Genomic DNA, 17,293 nt, shown 5'->3' on the forward strand with positions numbered 1-17,293 from the left:
TTGCCAACAATATCGCCGCCGCCCAAAGCACGATCGATCTGATTTGCTGGGGATTCGATCCCGGCATGGAATTGATCCGGAAGAAAAATAGCGCGTGGCCGCGCGGCTGGGTGTACGGCAGCATGCTGTCGGATGCTGCTGCGCGCGGCATCAAAGTGCGCCTGCTGGTTTGGCATGACCATTTACCTAGTTATATACAGAACAACCTGGTTGGCTACACCGGCGACCAGCGTAAAGGTTATCTCATCAACGCCCCCGCCACCAGCGCCGAAGATGCCGCTGCTGCCGGGGTCTATTATCAGCCGCCGCCGGTGCTGGGCCGCGATTCCCGCAGTCCCGAACAATTGCGCCAGGATTTTTGCGTGCAATGGTGGCGCGATGCCTTGTTCGGCAAGATCGCCAATCTGGAAGTCAAATTCCGCAAAGGCAACCCCAGTGCGATTCTGAGTCATCTGAAAGACCCGGCCAGCCCGGAAGATATGCCCAGCACCGTGGCAGCAAGCCATGGCGGTTTGATCAATGAGCACGACTTGATTGTCAAGAATGGCACCCATCACCAAAAAACGATCCGGATCGACTATGCCCATCTGGGCGGCAAACAGGCAGTCGGGTATGTCATGGGCCTCAATTCCACCAGCGACTACTGGGATACGCCGGAGCATTTGTTTGACACGCCATTGCGAGAGACCGACTGGGGGCTGAAGTCCGCCACGGCTAAAGCGCTTGGCAATGCCCATCCGGTCAGCCGTGATCCGTTGCATGATTATGTCAGCCGTATTCAAGGCCCGGCATTGCGGGATGTGCATCACAACTTCTTAAGCGCATGGTTACGCGCCAAGGGCCAGCCGCACCAGGGAGAAAGCAAGGCAGTCCCCCCCAGCCTGCCGACCACGGCGCGCGGCTCCACGATACAGATTGTGCGCACGCAACCGGAAGAAGGCGATAAAACCATCAAGAGCGCCTACTTCCAGGCGACGGGTCTGGCGCGTAATTATCTGTATATAGAAAACCAGTATTTCTTTTATGAGCGCTGGGTGCGGCATCTTAAAAAGATGCGCGCCAACTTTACGCAATGGTCGCTCGATGCGGGGAAAAAATCGTGCGAGTGCAAGCTGCTGCATCTGTTTGTGGTGATTCCCCAGCCGGAAGACGATGGCATGGTGCCGCGCACCTATGACACTGTGAAAAGTCTCGGCGAAGGCCACAGCATGGCCGGAGTCGATCCCAGGAAGCCCGCAGGGCAGCAAAGCGTGATCGAGGCTGCCCAGAAAAAATACGATGCCGACGTTGCCTACTGGAACAAGCTCAGCCCGGAACAGCAGATGGCGGAACCGGGCTTGACGCCGATCAAAGGCCCGCTGCTGCAAACCTCGGAACGAATACAGGAACCCGTCAAAAATCCGACTACGGGCGAGATCGAAGCATTGGGGCTCAAAGTGCTGCTGGCACGGCTGATCACCCGCAACAATGGCCGCCCTTTGCCTAAGCAAGTCTCCAATTACCGGCAAGTCTACATCCACAGCAAACTCATGGTGATTGACGATTCGTTCATCACGCTGGGCAGCGCCAACATGAATGTGCGCAGCATGGCGGGCGACAGTGAAATCAATATGACGACCGATGATGCAGCCAAGGCCGCTGAACTGCGCAAGCGGGTGTGGGGGCAGCATGCCGAGGGATTTCAAAAAACAAATGGAGGGGACGGTAGCGAGAAAGCAATTGCTAGTGCGTTTAAGGATTGGCAAGAGTTGATGCGAAATAATTCAAAAGCCATGCCAGACAACCAGCCGATCATCGGTCATTTAATTCCCTTCCGCGACCTGCGCGAAGTCACGTTCCGGCACGGTTAAGGACAAAAAAATGCACCGCTTAAACCATTTGATGATCTGCCTTTTACTCGCCACCTTTACTTTGAATGCCTGCTCTATGAAAACCACTTTACCGCGCAATATGGCTTTAAAAACCTTCGATCCACACCGCAAAGATTTTACTTGTCAGTACGAGGTTGACAATGTGCCGCCGATTGACGCCCAGGCGGAAGCCTGGTTTCAGGAAGGTTTGCGCATGACCAGCCGCGATTTGCCGCCGAAGCAGCGCAACTACCCGAAAGCGGTAGAACTGTGGCAGCAAGCCGCGAACAAGAAGCACTGGAAAGCGATGATGAACTTGGCGGGGGTGCTCATTAATGGCGATGGCTTTGCGCCTTACGAAGTCGCTGCCGATCCGGAACGCGCGGTGCAAATTGTAGAGCAAGGAATGCAGCTGGGTATTCCGGCCGCCTTTGACCTGATGGGTAGTTTCCATCAAAACGGCGCGGGTGTCACCGGCGATATGAGCCGTGCCTATGGCTTGTGGGAATTGGCGGCGGATAAGGGCAGCCCGAGTGCGCAGACGTTTTTAGGGAGAGCACTTGATGCATCCTATGACAACCCGCAAGAAGGGTTCTGGGGGAACCGGGAAGTAGGACGAAAAATGCTGGAATGTGCTTTTGCGCAGGGCTACGGCAAAGGGGCCTTAGAGCTTGGCTTGACATTAAATGTAATAGATAAGAATTACGTTCGCGCACTTAAAGTCTTTCACGAAGGCGTCAAAATGGGATGCGAGGAATGTGCAAATTCTCTTTCGTCAAATTTCGGCAGCATGTCGCCACTCACAAGCAATTTCATCGACACCGCCCGCTCCGAACGCTACAGCGCCTTAGGCGACGCGCTTTACCACAACCCCGATCTGCGTTTCCCCAACCTCGATAAGATCCTGCCGCTGCCTCCCGCAACACTCCCCCAATGGGACAGCAAGATCGAATCCCTGATCAACGCCGCCAAGCCGGTCATGCCAGCGCCACCACCGCCGGCAGCCACGCCCGGTGCCAATCTTTCCGGCCGCGCCCACATTCCGCAAGGCTGGGTATTACCCAAAGAGGCCATGCCGCTGGCTGCTGAAACAAGCGATGGCAGACGAGTCACGTCGCAATATGAAAGCACCACCGCTCGCTTCAGTGGCTACTGGCTGCCGCAACTGCTCAGTCCACGTACCCAAGAGCATCGCCTCTGGGATCGAGACCAGATTCCGCAACAGTATGCGCGCGGCGAACCGTTTGCCGACCTGCGCGCCGGCCTAACCCAGAATGACGGCCGCATCATGTGGCATTACATGGGCCTCCCGCAACAAGTGCCGCCACGGGCATTGCCGGCCCAACTGCTTGGCGGCCTGTGGCGCGTGGCGCAGGCCAATCCGGCCGCGATGACCTTGTGCAACGGCGCCAAGCCGTGTCCGCACAGCGGCGTCTGGCAACCGACGCTGGCGGCGGAACACCCGCTCAAATCGCTGGTGAACTGGCGCTGGCGGCAGGCCGCTGTAGTGCAGGGGCAGCGTTTCCCGGAACCGGATAAAGATTGGCTGATAGCGGTAGATAGCCATCTGGTGACCTGGCAATTGATAGAGGCGGCCAGCGCATGAATCGTCTTCCCGCACTTGAGCATAAGGGCAGCCCATGCCTCGGTTTCTGCCGCTCGATGCTGTGTTTTTTGCTTGTCACGGTCACGCTGAATGCCTGTTCTATGAAACCGACCTTGCCGCGCAATATGGCCTTAAAAACCTTCGATCCGCACCGCAAAGATTTTATTTGTCAGTACGAAGTGAACAATGTGCCGCCTATAGATGCCCAGGCGGAAGCCTGGTTTCAGGAAGGTTTGCGTATTACCAGCCGTGATTTGCCGCCGAAGCAGCGCAACTACCCGAAAGCAGTAGAACTGTGGCAGCAAGCCGCGAACAAGAAGCACTGGAAAGCCATGATGAATTTGGCGGGGGTGCTGATTAATGGCGATGGCTTTGCGCCTTACGAAGTCGCTGCCAATCCAGAGCGAGCGGTGCAAATCGTGGAGCAAGGAATGCTGCTGGGCATTCCGGCGGCCTTTGATCTGATGGGCAGCTTCCACCAAAACAGCGCGGGTGTCACCGGCGATATGAGCCGTGCCTATGGATTTTGGGAGTTGGCGGCGGATAAGGGCAGTCCCAGTGCACAGACCTTCTTGGGAAAGGCGCTCAGTGCTACTTACGACAACCCACACGAAGGATTCTGGGGGAACCGTAAAATAGGACTAAAAATGCTGGAATGTGCTTTTGCGCAGGGCTATGGTAAAGCGGCCTTAGAGCTTGGTACAACCATTATTGGAACACGAGCTGAACTAAATGAAGACAATGGCCGTGCCCTCAGAGTCCTGCATGAAGGCGTCAAAATGGGGTGCGAAGAATGTGCAAATTTTCTTTCCTCCAGCTTTGACGATATACAACCACTCACTCACAATTTTATCGACACAGCCCGTTCTGACCGTTACCGCGCTTTAGGAGCAGCCCTTTACCATAACCCCGATCTGCGTTTCCCCAATCTCGATAAGATCCTGCCGCTGCCCCCCGCAACACTCCCCCAATGGGACAGCAAGATCGAATCCCTGATCAACGCCGCCAAGCCGGTCATGCCAGCACCACCGCCGCCGGCAGCCACGCCGGGGGCCAATCTTTCCGGCCGCGCCCACATTCCGCAAGGCTGGGTGCTGCCGAAAGAGGCCATGCCGCTGGCTGCCGAAACAAGCGACGGCAGACAAGTCACGTCGCAATACGAAAGCACCACCGCTCGCTTCAGTGGCTACTGGCTGCCGCAACTGCTCAGTCCACGTACCCAGGAGCATCGCCTCTGGGATCGAGACCAGGTTCCGCAACAGTATGCGCGCGGCGAACCGTTTGCCGACCTGCGCGCCGGCCTGACCCAGAATGACGGCCGCATCATGTGGCATTACATGGGCGTCCCGCAACAAGTGCCGCCACGGGCATTGCCGGCCCAACTGCTTGGCGGCCTGTGGCGCGTGGCGCTGGTTAATCCGGCCGCGATGACCTTGTGCAACGGCGCCGAGCCGTGTCCGCACAGCGGCGTCTGGCAACCGACGATACCGGCAGAGCATCCGCTGAAATCCCTGGTGAACTGGCGCTGGCGGCAGGCCGCTGTAGTGCAGGGACAGCGTTTCCCGGAACCGGATAAAGATTGGCTGATAGCGGTAGATAGCCATCTGGTGACCTGGCAACTGATAGAGGCGGCCAGCGCATGAATCGTCTTCCAGCACTTGACAATGCGTAAGGGCATCGAAGAAGAGATTGTCGCTATCGGTAAAATGACGCCGCCGCCCGCCTCTCCGAGCAAGTGATTGGCCGAGCTGCGCACAAATCGGCTGGTACGTCGGAATCTGATCTTGTATCGATTCCGAGGACAAGCTCATCTGTTCTTGACTTGTTCCCCGTAGGAACTCCATAACAAAAATGCCCACCAGTAACGATGGGCACTTCGATAACAGACTGACGCAAAGTTTTTACGCCATTACCACTTGCGCTCCCTGCTTGCGCCATCACTTCTGCGACAAAATCCATTTCACCAGCGTATGCGCTTCGGCCTCGGTCACTTGCGGATTGGCCGGCATCGGGATTGCGCCCCAGGTGCCTGTGCTGCCCTTCATGACTTTTTGCACCAGCATGTCTTCAGCGCCTTTTTGAGCGGCGAATTTCGCTGCAACGTCTTTGTATGCCGGGCCGACCACCTTGTTTTGCACCGAGTGACAAGCCATGCAGTTCTTCGATTTTGCCAGATCCAGACCGGCATCGGCCAGAGCGGAACCTGAAGCCATTGCTGCCAGCAATGCACAGATCAACAAACGTTTCATTCTTATCTCCGTCAAAAAAAGTGACACCATTTTACCTGCCCGTCCGCATTCTCTCATATCCCGGAAACACCTACATACATCTGGGATTTGACATATCAGATCAACGTATCAGATCAAACATGCGTTGACCACTGCCATCTTTCGCCCTATGCTTTCCGCAAAGCAAAAGGGAGAAGAAGGAAATACCATGCCATTGATCATCATTATCGTTTCGTTAATAGCGTTAAAATACTTCGAGATTGGCCCGTTTGGCGGCATATCCTGGTGGTGGATCGCCGGCTTGATGGCGGTGGCCTTTATCTGGTTTGAATTTCTGGAGCGGATGTTCGGCCTGGACAAACGAAAAGCGCATGAAGAAATCGAAAAAACCAGACAGGAACGGGTCAAGAAAACTTTCGAAAAACATAAGCGATAAGCGTCCTTCCGGCTGCTGAAACGCGTAGAAAGTTAATCGTTGCGCAACATCAAAAGCCGGCGCCTCCCCGGCTTTTTTTATTAGATACGGGCATATGACGAATTTATGAACCTAGAGCTGCGACAACTGCGCTATTTCGTCGCGGTTGCCGAAGAAAAGCATTTCGGTCGCGCCGCACTACGGTTGCATATGACGCAACCGCCGCTATCGCAGGCAATCCAGGCGCTCGAAGCCAATCTTGGCACGCCCTTGTTCGCGCGCACCAAACGCAGCGTTGCGCTGACGCCGGCCGGGCTGGCGCTGCTGCCGGAAGCACAACGCTTGCTGCAGCAGGCGGCCACCCTGCCCGACCTGGTGCGGCGCGCCGCTTCCGGCGAATCCGGCTTGCTGACGCTGTCGTTTGTCTCGACTGCCGATTACAGTATCTTGCCGCCTTTGCTGCGCGCTTTCCGTGAAGCCTATCCGCAGGTGCAGATCGATTTACAGGAAGCCACCAGCGATCTGCAGCTGGCGCAATTGATGGAAGGCCGGATCGATGCCGGCCTGCTGATTCCACCGCTGCCGGACAAGGCTAAACTGGCGCTGGATTATCAGCCGGTGTTGTCGGAACCGCTGATCCTGGCGGCGCCCAGCGGACTCAAGGTGTTGCGCAGCAAGGGCAAGATCGCCTTGAGTGCGCTGGCCGAGATGCCCTTGATTATTTTCCCGCGCCGTATCTCGCCCGGTTTTCACGATACCATCCTGGGCTGCTTCCGCGCCGCCGGCATCACCCCGCATATCGGCCAGGAAGCGATCCAGATGCAAACCATCGTCGGCCTGGTGTCGGCTGGCATGGGGATCGCGCTTGTGCCACAATCGGTGTCGAACCTGCAACGCCCTGGGGTCGATTATCGCGAACTGCAAGACCAGACGCCGCTGGTCGAGACCGGTCTGGCCTGGCGCCGCGATAATGTTTCACCGGTACTGCAAGCCTTTTTGGAATTATTGAGAAAGTAACAAAACATGCTGATTCATCCCCTGCCCGATCCGATCGCCTTTTCTCTCGGCCCACTCCATGTGCGCTGGTACGGCCTGATGTATCTGCTGGCTTTCATCCAGTTCATCTGGATCGGCCGCATCAGGATCAAGCAACCGCATATTGCCGCCGCCGGCTGGAAAAAAGAGGATATCGACGATATGCTGTTCTATGGCGTGCTGGGGGTAGTGATCGGCGGCCGCCTGGGACAGGTGTTCTTTTACGATCCAGCCTATTATTTTTCCCATCCAGCCGAAATCATCGCAGTCTGGAAAGGCGGCATGTCGTTCCACGGCGGCTTCATCGGCGTCATGATCGCCATGGCGTGGTGGGGCCGCAAGGCTGGCCGCAAGCTGATGGACATCATGGATTTCATCGCGCCCATGGTGCCGCTCGGCTACGCCGCCGGCCGCCTCGGCAATTTCATCAACGGCGAACTGCCGGGCCGGGTAGTTTCCGATCCGTCGCTGCCATGGGCCATGATCTGGCCGAATGTCGACAGCCTGCCGCGCCATCCTTCGCCGATTTATCAAATGCTGGTGGACGGCGTACTGCTGTTCATCATCCTTTGGCTGTTTTCGCGCAAACCGCGGCCGCGCATGGCGGTGGCCGGCATGTTCTCGCTGCTGTATGGCTGCGCCCGTTTCTTCACCGAATATTTCCGCGTGCCGGACTATAACGTGACGTTCGGCGGCATCACTATTTCCGCCGGCCAGATGCTGTCGGTGCCGATGATCGTGCTGGGCATCGTGCTGCTGATCATCGCCTATAGAAATCCGCGCCAGTACGCCGGCGCGGCCGCCAGCAAATCTCCTACCTGAACCACAGCGTTCGTCCTGCCGCCTGACGATGGCCGGGCGAACGCCTTCCACATACCTTCTGCATACTTTCTCCGTGTTGCCCATGACAGCCAATCTTTACGCCCTTTTCGCGTCGCGCTTTCCTGCCGACAAAACCGCTTGCTGCATCGAAACCCAAGACGGCCAGTACTATACCTGGGGCGACATCGAACGCGCTTCCGCCAGGATCGCCAACCTGTTCAGCAGCCTGGATCTGCCGAGCGGCGCGCGGATTGCCGTGCAGGTCGAAAAATCGGCGGAGGCGTTGATACTTTATCTGGCGACCCTGCGCGCCGGTTTCGTCTATCTGCCGCTGAACACCGCCTACCGTGCTGCGGAAATCGCGTATTTCATCGGCGATGCAGAACCGGCGGTATTCGTCTGCTCGCCGCAGAATTTCGGCTGGGTGGCGCAAATTGCCTTCAAGGCCGGCACCCGCCATCTGTTTACTCTGGATGAAAGCGGTAATGGGCGCCGCAATTCCGGCTCGCTGCTGGCGCGCGCCATGCATCACCCGGACCAGTTCGAGACAGTTGAAAAACAGGCCGACGATCTGGCCGTCATCTTGTATACCTCAGGCACCACCGGCCGCAGCAAGGGCGCCATGCTTTCGCATGGCAATATCGCCTCGAACGCCCAAGTGTTGCAGCAATACTGGCATTGGCAAGCAGATGATGTCTTGCTGCATGCCTTGCCGCTGTTCCACATTCACGGCTTGCTGGTAGCCGCCAACGGCGCGCTGCTGAACGGCAGCAAGATGATTTTCCTGCCGAAATTCGAGGCCAAAGAAGTCTGCCGCCAGCTGCCGCGCAGTACCATTTTCATGGGCGTGCCGACCTATTATGTGCGGCTGTTGGCAAGCAGCGAATTCGATCGCAATACCTGCCGCAACATGCGCCTGTTTGTGTCCGGCTCGGCGCCCTTGCTGGCTGATACCTTTGCCGAATTTGCCGAACGTACCGGCCACACCATTCTGGAGCGCTACGGCATGAGCGAAACCGCCATGCTGACTTCCAATCCGTATGCGCGGGAGCGGCGCGGCGGCACCGTCGGCCTGCCGCTGCCGGGGGTCTCGGTGCGCTTGATCAAAAGCGATGGCGATGGTGGCGACACTGCTTGCAGTACGGCTTGTGAAGCCGGTGAAATCGGCAATATCCAGGTCAAGGGGCCGAATGTATTCCAGGGTTACTGGCGCATGCCGGAAAAGACCGCAGAGGAATTCACGGCCGACGGTTATTTCAAGACCGGCGACGTCGGCAAATTCGATAGCGAAGGTTACCTGGCGATCGTCGGTCGCAGCAAGGATCTGATCATTTCCGGCGGTTATAACGTCTATCCGAAGGAAATCGAGAGCGTGATAGATGAAATCGATGGCGTGCTGGAATCGGCGGTGATCGGCATTCCGCATGTCGATTTCGGCGAAGCGGTGACGGCGGTGATCGTGAAACGGCCGGAAGCAAAACTGACAACCGCGGACGTGATCGCCTTGATGAAAACCTCGATTGCCAATTTCAAGGTGCCCAAGCAGGTGTTCTTCGCCGAGGAACTGCCGCGCAACACCATGGGCAAAGTGCAAAAGAATGTATTGCGCGAGCACTATGCAACTTATGCCGCGCTTGCCACCCCTGCCGCAGGCGGCGTCACGCCTTCATAAGCTTGCCGGTGATGTGCCGCCATTCGGCGGCGCTGACCGGGGTGATCGAAAGCCGGTTGCCGCGGCGCAGGATCTGCATATCGGCCAGCGCTTCCTGTTGCCGTAATTCCGGCAAGGCGATCAGGCGCGTTTTTTTCAAGGCGCGTACATCCACCAGCATCCAGCGCGGGTTTTCGCGCTCGGCCTTGGCGTCGAAATATTTACTCTTCGGATCAAACTGCGTGGCGTCAGGATAAGGCGTACTCGCCACCTCAGCCAGGCCGGCGATCCCTGGCACGGCGCAACCGGAGTGATAGAACAGCACGCCGTCGCCGACCTGCATCGCATCGCGCATGAAATTGCGCGCTTGATAATTGCGCACGCCATACCATGCAATGGTCTGCTCCGGCATCGCCAGCACGTCGTCGATGCTGGCGTCGTCCGGCTCGGATTTCATTAGCCAATAATGCATTTCATCTCGGTGTCAGAAATAACCTGGGGAAAAATCACTGAAATAAGTCGCTGAAACAAAAAAAAGCGGCTGCACATACATGCAACCGCTTTAGGATCAAGTCCCGCCTGTGCCGCTTTGTCGGCATCCTGAACCAAAGCGATTCAAGTTGGCCGCAGTTAGTTCAATTTCGGGCTCATCGGACTAGCGACGCTCACACCTATCGAACAAAATTCCGCAGCCGTTGCGTATAAATGGTTCAAGGATTTTATGACAATCGCGAACACGGCAGGAGACGTTAGTCTACTCCAAACGATTCCCAAGTCAAACCCCTTTTGGCGAAAGTTTTTGCTGCGGCGCGGCCAGCAGCATGCTTAGCCAGGGAGATCAGAACAAATCTTCCTGCGCCGCCAGGGCTTCATCCAGCACCGTGTGCATCGCCGCGATATTCTGTTTTACTTCAGACACTGTCAGATCGGATAGCGGACCGGAAGGCGCTTTGCTGCTCAATAATTCGGCGGCGATGCCAAGCGCGGCGATGACGGCGATGCGATCATTGCCGCGAATTTTTCCGGCGTCGCGGATCGCGGTCATTTTACCGTCCAGATAAATCACGGCTTCCTGCAATGCCTTCTCTTCGCCTTCTTTGCACGCCAGGGTATACGGCTGGCCCATGATGTTGACGCTTAACTGGCTCATGTAAGCTCCTGATCTTGCGACAGTTCTTGCGGCAGCGCCGGAAATTTCTCAAGCAGCGCGGCAACCCGCTGATGCGCTTCGCCGATGCGTTGTTTCAACTCTTCGTTTTCACTCTGCAAAGCGGTTGCGCGCTGACGCAGTTCGGCATTTTCCCGACGCAAAGCGTGCGTCAGTTCGGCCAGCTTGCCGATTTTTTCTGATAATTGATGGAATTCTGAAATCATTTTGTCACTAAGGGCCTGTCGACATACAATTTGGGAGTGCGAACGTGACGTAGGCGTTGCAGGCCTAGGCGCAGCGACGCGACGTAGCGGCACTACGGCAAGGAGCTGCAACACCGGCATGCGGCGCCTACGGCTCGTTCCCTCGGGGTTCAAACCAAAGCGTGCGCTGGCGGCGTTGCATGGCTTGCAAGGGGGCCACCCCTTGCAAGCCACGCGCCTTGCCAGCACACGCTTTGGTTTGAACGCATCTCCCAAATTGTATGTCAACAGGCCCTCGTGTTGCTAAGGAAATTACGTCAATAGATTCGAATAGATTCGATCAATGAAACTCGCAGCCGGCCATCAGCTAGTGCTGGGCGCCAGTCGCTTGAGTGCATAGGAATACGCCAATGACTGCAATAATGCCACGGTACTGCCAGCGATGACTTCACCGACGCGCAACAAAGCATACTCCAACTCCTGATGCAGGCCTTTACCGCCTATCGCGGCGGACATCAGAATCACCACGGTCGCCGGCCCCAGACGCCAGTTGGCAGGATAGTTTTGCAACAGCATGGCCACCAGCACCGATGTTGCCAAAGCAACCAGCAAGGAAAAAAATCCAGGACCGAACAGCACCAGCGCGAGGCAAGCAACCACGCAACCGTTCAAGGTATTGATCAGACGGGCGCGGAAATTTGCCTTGGCCAGGTTGACATCCGGCTCGGTCACGATGATGAGGGAAATCATGGCCCAGTACGGCTCTTCCAAACCCAAGGCGCGCAGTCCGTACCAAGTGATCAAGCAGCCCGTCAGGATCTTGATCAGATAAACCAGGGCATTTTTCCTGGGGCTAATGAATTGAAAGTCCATCCCGGCCTTTAGAGTCCACAATGCGAGCGCCATTTTAGCCGAGAACCTGAATGCCCCCTACATTTCGGTGCTTTGCGCTCCACTTTGCGCGCCAATATTGGGCAGCTCGCAGGCGTTGCCCAAGGCGGCTGTAAATTTTACGTATTGCCATTCAATCTAGATGACCCTATATTCATTGATCGCAATAATCTGACAAGAAATGCCGGCGCAGCAAGTCCGGCTATCGGAGAAAATATGCAGATTCAACCGGCTCTATTCCGCCTATCCAAAAGAATGGCGCTCTCCATCGCACTACTCACCATGACCAGCATGCCGCTAAGAGCCGAAACCCCGCCGCCCGCCCTGTTCGCCTATGTCGGGACATACAACCCCAATGGCGAAGGCGTCTACCTGTTTAAAGTGGATAGCCAGTCAGGCGCACTGAGCCGAGTGAAAGTTGTCAGCAACTTGCCGAACGCCGCCCAGCTCAGTCTCGATGGCGCCGGAAAAACGCTGTACGTGGCAAGTGAAGTGGCCAATTACAAAGACAGCCAGCACGGCGTATTGGCGGCGTATGCCGTGAACCGGGCCGATGGTTCGTTGACTTTGCTGAATCAGCAGGATGCGCAAGGCAAGATGCCGGTGTATGTGGCGTTGACGCCAAAGCAGAACTATCTGCTGGCTGCCAATTACGGCAGCGGCTCAGTGGCCTCTTTTCCGGTGGCTGAGGACGGCAGTTTGTTGCCGGCGGCATCGGTGCAGCAAAGCGCCGGTCCGGCCGGAGCTGCACGGCCGGAGGCTGCGCCCATCGGCAGCTTTGCCGCTAGCGGCCATGACGCCCCGCATGCGCATATGATCGCCAGCGACCCCAACGGCAAATTTGTGTTTTCGACCGATCTCGGGCTGGACCGCATCTATCAATGGCGCTTTGACCAGAGCAACGGCAGCTTGGCGCCTAATACGCCGGCCTTCATCAAAGCCTCGTCGGCGGGTGCCGGCCCGCGCCATTTTGTGTTTCATCCGAACGGCAGATATGTCTACCTGATCAATGAAGAGGCTTCAACCCTGACGCTCTATCACTTCGACCAGTCCAGCGGGACTTTGCAAGAACAGCAAACCATCTCAAGCTTGCCGAAAAATTATCAGGGAACCAGTTTTGCATCCGGGCTGACCTTAAGCCACGACGGCCGCTTCCTGTATGTGGCGAATCGCTTGCACAACAGCATTGTCCAGTTCGCCATCGGCGCGCAAGGCAAGCTCAGCTGGGTGGAAGAAACATGGACTCGCGGCGATTATCCGCGCAGCATCGTGATCGAACCGCAGGGGCGTTATATCTACGCGTTGAATCAGCGCAGCGACAATATCACCCAGTTCGCCATCGACAAGCACAGCGGCAAGCTGCACTTCATCGACAGGTATACCGGGTTGGGCAGCCCTTCGCAGATGGTGTTTGTGCGCTGAGCGCGCTCAGCGTTTACTGCAGGGTGCTGGCGTGCAGGTGAATCGCCTCCAGCACAATGGGTTTGAGGTCGGCCCCGCCCTGCTCGTCGATATACGTCAGCAATTCGCGCCGCATGCGCGGCTCCCAGCTGCGCTTCAAGTGGCTGGCGAGATCTGCCATGGCTTGCTGGCGGTCGGGCATGGATTCGAAAAATGAACCGATCTGATTCGCCATCTTCACCAGGTGTTCCAAATTCATATGACTTACCCTTTCTGCTGCAATTCTGTGGTTGGGGTGGCTGGGGGTTTGATCAGATTCACGGCAATACGCGTTGTGGATGCGCATACACCACATGACCGGGTTGCCGCACGAAACCCAGCAAGGTCACGTTAGCCTGTTCAGCCAGACGGATCGCCAGCGCCGTCGGCGCCGACACCGCAACGACAAAGCCGCATCCCATACTCGCCGCTTTTTGCACCATTTCATAACTGGCGCGGCTGGTGATCAAGACTGCGCCGCTGGAAAAATCCTGCGGCGGATTTCTTTGCGCCAAGGCCCCGATCAGTTTATCGAGGGCGTTATGGCGGCCGACATCTTCCCGCACCAAGGCAATCTCGCCGTCCACCTGCAGCCACGCAGCGGCATGAGTTGCGCCGGTCACCTGCTGCAATTGCTGTAGTTGCTGCATGGTGGCCATCGCCGCGTAAATAGCGGCCGCCGAAAACCGTGCATCGGAAATCACCGGCGCCGGCTTGCGCACCGCCTGCTGCAAGGTTTCTGCGCCACACAGGCCGCAGCCGGTACGGCCGGTCAGGTTGCGCCGTTTTTCCTTGAGCGCGACAAAGCGTTCGGTGGCAATCTGCATCTGCACCTGGATGCCGTCGGCCGCGCTGACTACCTCGCAATCGAACAGCTCGCTGCGATCCTGCAGGATCCCTTCTGTCAAGGAAAAGCCCAGGGCAAAATCTTCCAGGTCGGCCGGCGACGCCATCATCACGGCGTGCGAAATGCCGTTGTATTCCAGCGCCACCGGCACCTCTTCCGCAACTACGTCGCGACTCTTGCTGACGGCGCCGTTACGCCATTGCTCTACTTCGACTTCGGTGCTGCTGGCGTATTCGGGTATGACCATGCTTTTCCTCTGCGCTGTTATTTGCTGACTGCTGCCTCAGCCGCGTGCTCCGTCTGCCCTTGCAACAGTTTCAGCTGCTGCTCGGTGAAGCGGCTGAACTGCTTTTGCCATGCGGACGGCTGGCTGACCGGCATAACCTGCACCGCAGTGACCTTGTATTCGGGACAATTGGTCGCCCAGTCGGAATTATCGGTGGTAATCACATTAGCACCCGATTCCGGGAAATGGAAGGTGGTGTAGACCACGCCCGGCTGCACTCTTTCAGTCACCGTAGCGCGCAGCACGGTCTGCCCGGCGCGCGATTCGATGCCGACCCAATCGTCATCCTTGATGCCTCTGTCCTCGGCGTCATGCGGATGGATCTCCAGCCGGTCTTCGCTATGCCATTCGACATTCTCGGTACGCCTGGTCTGAGCGCCGACATTATATTGCGACAAGATGCGGCCGGTGGTCAGGATCAAGGGGAATTTCTGCGTGACCTTTTCATCGGTGGCGAAGTATTGGGTATTGATGAACTTGCCCTTGCCGCGCACAAACTGCTTGATGTGCATGATAGGCGTGCCATCCGGCGCGGCGTCGTTGCATGGCCACTGGATGCTGCCCAGTTGTTCCAGCCTGGCGTAGCTGACGCCATGGAAAGTCGGCGTCAGTGCGGCGATCTCATCCATGATCTGCGACGGATGCTGGTAGTTCATCGGATAACCGAGGGCTTCGGACAAGGCTACCGTGACTTCCCAATCCGATTTGCCGCCCTTGGCCGGCATCACTTTGCGCACCCGCGAGATGCGCCGTTCGGCATTGGTGAACGTGCCGTCCTTTTCCAGGAACGACGATCCTGGCAGGAATACGTGGGCATATTTGGCAGTCTCGTTGAGGAACAGATCTTGCACCACGATGCATTCCATCGCGGCCAATGCGGCGGTGACTTGCTGGGTGTTCGGGTCCGACTGCACGATGTCCTCGCCTTCGCAATACAGGCCCATGAAACTGCCGTCGAGCGCGGCGTCGAACATATTCGGAATCCGCAAACCCGGCTCGGGACTCAAGGTAACGCCCCAGGCTTGTTCAAACTCGCCGCGCACGGTACTGTCCGAAACATGGCGATACCCTGGCAATTCATGCGGGAACGAACCCATGTCGCAGGAACCCTGGACATTGTTCTGACCGCGCAAGGGGTTGACGCCGACGCCTTCGCGGCCAACGTTACCTGTCGCCATCGCCAGGTTGGCGATACCGATCACCATGGTCGAACCTTGCGCATGTTCAGTGACGCCGAGGCCGTAATAGATCGCGCCATTGCCCGCGGTAGCAAACAAACGTGCCGCACCGCGCATCTCTGCTGCCGGTATGCCGGTGATGGCTTCCATCGCTTCCGGCGAATTCTCCGGCTTCAGTACGAATTCCTTCCAGTCGGCGTACGATTTCTGGTCGCAACGTTCGGCGACGAAATCTTCTTTCTGCAATCCTTCCGACAGGATCACGTGCGCCAGCGCGGTGATCAGGGCAACGTTGGTGCCGGGCCGCAGCTTGAGATGGTAATCGGCTTGGACATGCGGCGACTTCACCATTTCTGTGGTGCGCGGATCGATCACGATCAACTTGGCGCCCTGGCGCAAACGGCGCTTCATTTGCGAGGCAAACACCGGATGTGCAGCAGCCGGATTGGCGCCGATGACCATGATCACGTCCGACTTCATGACTGAATCGAAAGTCTGGGTGCCGGCCGATTCGCCCAGCGTTTGCTTCAAGCCGTAGCCGGTTGGTGAGTGACAAACGCGGGCACAGGTATCGACATTATTGTTGCCGAAAGCAGCACGCACCAGCTTTTGCACCAGATAGGTTTCTTCATTGGTGCAGCGTGAAGAAGTGATGCCGCCGATTGAATCCTTGCCGTGCTTGACCTGGATGCGGCGGAATTCGCTGGCGGCATAAGTCAGCGCTTCGTCCCACGACACTTCACGCCAGGGATCGCTGATCTTGCTGCGTATCATCGGCTTGGTGATCCGGTCCTTGTGGGTTGCGTAACCCCAGGCAAAGCGGCCTTTGACGCAGGAGTGGCCGTGGTTAGCCTGGCCATCCTTGTGCGGCACCATGCGCACCACTTGATTGCCCTTCATCTCGGCCTTGAACGAGCAGCCGACGCCGCAATAGGCGCAGGTGGTGGTAACGCTATGCTCAGCCTGACCCAGCATGATCACGGTCTTTTCGGTCAGGGTCGCAGTCGGGCAGGCTTGCACGCAAGCGCCGCAAGACACGCACTCCGACTCCATGAAACTCTCCATCTGCCCTGCCGATACGCGCGATTCAAAACCCCGGCCATTGATGGTCAGTGCAAACGTGCCTTGGGTTTCTTCGCAAGCGCGCACGCAGCGGTTGCAGACTATGCATTTGGAGGGATCGTAAGTGAAGTAAGGATTCGATTCATCCTTTTTCATCTTCAAATGATTTTCGCCGTCGTAGCCGTAGCGGACTTCACGCAAGCCGGTCACGCCCGCCATGTCCTGCAATTCGCAATTGCCGTTGGTAGGGCAAGTCAGGCAATCCAGCGGATGGTCGGAAATATACAGCTCCATCACGCCGCGCCGGATGTCGGCCAGCTTCGGCGTCTGCGTCTTGACCTTCATGCCCGCTTCGCACGGCGTGGTGCACGATGCCGGATAGCCTCTGCGCCCTTCGATTTCCACCAGACACAGGCGGCAAGAACCAAACGGTTCCAGGCTATCGGTGGCGCATAATTTGGGGACGTTGATGCCAGCTTCCACGGCGGCGCGCATCACCGAAGTGCCGGCCGCGACGTCGACGTTGACGCCGTCGATTTCCAGTGTTACCAATTGCTCGGCTTGCTTGGCAGGTGTGCCGTAGTCGAGTTCGTTAAGCTGATTCATCACATGCTCCTGGTTCCGATGGA

Annotated in this window: 16 protein-coding genes and 1 other RNA gene; 8 read left to right on the forward strand and 9 right to left on the reverse strand. The window is 57.2% G+C overall.

The window, feature by feature from the left end; all coding sequences use genetic code 11:
* From KHU33_RS12800 to KHU33_RS12810, 3 genes are all read left to right on the forward strand, one after another.
* The coding region (locus KHU33_RS12800; RefSeq protein WP_211463419.1) for a phospholipase D-like domain-containing protein at positions 1-1,850 on the forward strand (1,850 nt) is incomplete at its 5' end.
* Positions 1,851-1,926: 76 nt separating this feature from the next.
* Positions 1,927-3,456 carry a tetratricopeptide repeat protein gene (locus tag KHU33_RS12805; RefSeq protein ID WP_211463421.1) on the forward strand — a complete coding sequence of 510 codons (1,530 nt, stop codon included), beginning with the start codon at positions 1,927-1,929 and terminating at the stop codon, positions 3,454-3,456.
* Positions 3,453-5,099 (forward strand): tetratricopeptide repeat protein, encoded by a 1,647-nt coding sequence (locus tag KHU33_RS12810; protein WP_211463429.1) that lies wholly within the window; start codon positions 3,453-3,455, stop codon positions 5,097-5,099. Before KHU33_RS12805 ends, KHU33_RS12810 begins: the two co-directional genes overlap by 4 nt.
* Before the next feature lie 294 nt (positions 5,100-5,393).
* Here the strand turns inward: KHU33_RS12810 and KHU33_RS12815 are convergent, their stop codons facing one another.
* Positions 5,394-5,705 (reverse strand): c-type cytochrome, encoded by a 312-nt coding sequence (locus KHU33_RS12815; RefSeq protein ID WP_211463431.1) that lies wholly within the window; start codon positions 5,703-5,705, stop codon positions 5,394-5,396.
* Between the two features lie 124 nt (positions 5,706-5,829).
* Between KHU33_RS12815 and KHU33_RS12820 the strand changes: the two genes are divergently transcribed.
* The 4 genes from KHU33_RS12820 (at position 5,830) to KHU33_RS12835 (ending at position 9,628) form a co-directional block, all read left to right on the forward strand.
* Complete coding sequence (locus KHU33_RS12820; protein ID WP_230414237.1) at positions 5,830-6,120, forward strand: TIGR04438 family Trp-rich protein; 291 nt, start codon at positions 5,830-5,832, stop codon at positions 6,118-6,120.
* 105 nt (positions 6,121-6,225) lie between these two features.
* Positions 6,226-7,116 carry a LysR substrate-binding domain-containing protein gene (locus tag KHU33_RS12825; RefSeq protein WP_211463433.1) on the forward strand — a complete coding sequence of 297 codons (891 nt, stop codon included), beginning with the start codon at positions 6,226-6,228 and terminating at the stop codon, positions 7,114-7,116.
* 6 nt (positions 7,117-7,122) lie between these two features.
* Positions 7,123-7,956 (forward strand): prolipoprotein diacylglyceryl transferase, encoded by an 834-nt coding sequence (lgt, locus tag KHU33_RS12830; protein WP_211463435.1) that lies wholly within the window; start codon positions 7,123-7,125, stop codon positions 7,954-7,956.
* An 82-nt stretch (positions 7,957-8,038) separates the two neighbouring features.
* Positions 8,039-9,628, forward strand: coding sequence for a malonate--CoA ligase (locus KHU33_RS12835; RefSeq protein ID WP_211463437.1), 1,590 nt, complete (start codon positions 8,039-8,041; stop codon positions 9,626-9,628).
* Here KHU33_RS12835 and KHU33_RS12840 read toward each other — a convergent pair.
* The 5 genes from KHU33_RS12840 to KHU33_RS12860 all read right to left on the reverse strand — a co-directional run bounded on the left by KHU33_RS12840 (position 9,615) and on the right by KHU33_RS12860 (position 11,833).
* Positions 9,615-10,079, reverse strand: a complete 465-nt coding sequence (locus KHU33_RS12840; protein WP_211463439.1) for an EVE domain-containing protein — start codon at positions 10,077-10,079, stop codon at positions 9,615-9,617. The two genes, KHU33_RS12835 and KHU33_RS12840, sit on opposite strands and share 14 nt — an antisense overlap.
* A 96-nt stretch (positions 10,080-10,175) precedes the next feature.
* Positions 10,176-10,356: non-coding RNA, 6S RNA (gene ssrS / locus KHU33_RS12845), on the reverse strand.
* Between the two features lie 89 nt (positions 10,357-10,445).
* Positions 10,446-10,757: a cell division protein ZapA gene (locus KHU33_RS12850; protein WP_211463441.1), complete on the reverse strand. Its 312-nt coding sequence runs from the start codon at positions 10,755-10,757 to the stop codon at positions 10,446-10,448.
* Positions 10,754-10,981 carry a DUF904 domain-containing protein gene (locus KHU33_RS12855; protein WP_211463442.1) on the reverse strand — a complete coding sequence of 76 codons (228 nt, stop codon included), beginning with the start codon at positions 10,979-10,981 and terminating at the stop codon, positions 10,754-10,756. The genes KHU33_RS12850 and KHU33_RS12855 overlap by 4 nt, the downstream gene beginning before the upstream one ends.
* Before the next feature lie 342 nt (positions 10,982-11,323).
* The gene (locus KHU33_RS12860) at positions 11,324-11,833 is read right to left on the reverse strand and encodes an FUSC family protein (protein ID WP_211463444.1); all 510 of its coding nucleotides are present in this window, start codon (positions 11,831-11,833) and stop codon (positions 11,324-11,326) included.
* A 234-nt stretch (positions 11,834-12,067) separates the two neighbouring features.
* Between KHU33_RS12860 and KHU33_RS12865 the strand changes: the two genes are divergently transcribed.
* A complete protein-coding gene (locus tag KHU33_RS12865) occupies positions 12,068-13,273 on the forward strand; it encodes a lactonase family protein (RefSeq protein WP_211463446.1) in 1,206 nt (401 codons plus the stop codon).
* Between the two features lie 13 nt (positions 13,274-13,286).
* On the opposite strand, the gene KHU33_RS12870 is transcribed toward KHU33_RS12865, so the two are convergent.
* Genes KHU33_RS12870 through fdhF form a run of 3 tightly spaced genes read right to left on the reverse strand, consistent with a single transcriptional unit; the run spans position 13,287 to position 17,270 of the window.
* Positions 13,287-13,511, reverse strand: coding sequence for a formate dehydrogenase subunit delta (locus tag KHU33_RS12870; RefSeq protein WP_211463448.1), 225 nt, complete (start codon positions 13,509-13,511; stop codon positions 13,287-13,289).
* A gap of 58 nt (positions 13,512-13,569) precedes the next feature.
* Positions 13,570-14,385, reverse strand: a complete 816-nt coding sequence (gene fdhD / locus KHU33_RS12875; RefSeq protein WP_211463450.1) for a formate dehydrogenase accessory sulfurtransferase FdhD — start codon at positions 14,383-14,385, stop codon at positions 13,570-13,572.
* A 17-nt stretch (positions 14,386-14,402) separates the two neighbouring features.
* Entirely contained in the window at positions 14,403-17,270 is a 2,868-nt protein-coding gene (gene fdhF / locus KHU33_RS12880; RefSeq protein ID WP_211463452.1) for a formate dehydrogenase subunit alpha, read from the reverse strand.
* Positions 17,271-17,293 lie beyond the last annotated feature (23 nt).

The organism is Collimonas silvisoli (assembly GCF_018305005.1).
Lineage (GTDB): Bacteria > Pseudomonadota > Gammaproteobacteria > Burkholderiales > Burkholderiaceae_D > Collimonas > Collimonas silvisoli.

Coding starts and splice junctions, on each gene's coding strand:
- fdhF (WP_211463452.1), bottom strand. CDS start 17,270: ATGAATCAGCTTAACGAACTCGACTACGGCACACCTGCCAAGCAAGCC.
- KHU33_RS12850 (WP_211463441.1), bottom strand. CDS start 10,757: ATGAGCCAGTTAAGCGTCAACATCATGGGCCAGCCGTATACCCTGGCG.
- KHU33_RS12860 (WP_211463444.1), bottom strand. CDS start 11,833: ATGGACTTTCAATTCATTAGCCCCAGGAAAAATGCCCTGGTTTATCTG.
- KHU33_RS12810 (WP_211463429.1), top strand. CDS start 3,453: ATGAATCGTCTTCCCGCACTTGAGCATAAGGGCAGCCCATGCCTCGGT.
- KHU33_RS12865 (WP_211463446.1), top strand. CDS start 12,068: ATGCAGATTCAACCGGCTCTATTCCGCCTATCCAAAAGAATGGCGCTC.
- KHU33_RS12835 (WP_211463437.1), top strand. CDS start 8,039: ATGACAGCCAATCTTTACGCCCTTTTCGCGTCGCGCTTTCCTGCCGAC.
- KHU33_RS12855 (WP_211463442.1), bottom strand. CDS start 10,981: ATGATTTCAGAATTCCATCAATTATCAGAAAAAATCGGCAAGCTGGCC.
- KHU33_RS12815 (WP_211463431.1), bottom strand. CDS start 5,705: ATGAAACGTTTGTTGATCTGTGCATTGCTGGCAGCAATGGCTTCAGGT.
- KHU33_RS12870 (WP_211463448.1), bottom strand. CDS start 13,511: ATGAATTTGGAACACCTGGTGAAGATGGCGAATCAGATCGGTTCATTT.
- lgt (WP_211463435.1), top strand. CDS start 7,123: ATGCTGATTCATCCCCTGCCCGATCCGATCGCCTTTTCTCTCGGCCCA.
- fdhD (WP_211463450.1), bottom strand. CDS start 14,385: ATGGTCATACCCGAATACGCCAGCAGCACCGAAGTCGAAGTAGAGCAA.
- KHU33_RS12805 (WP_211463421.1), top strand. CDS start 1,927: ATGAAAACCACTTTACCGCGCAATATGGCTTTAAAAACCTTCGATCCA.
- KHU33_RS12840 (WP_211463439.1), bottom strand. CDS start 10,079: ATGCATTATTGGCTAATGAAATCCGAGCCGGACGACGCCAGCATCGAC.
- KHU33_RS12825 (WP_211463433.1), top strand. CDS start 6,226: ATGAACCTAGAGCTGCGACAACTGCGCTATTTCGTCGCGGTTGCCGAA.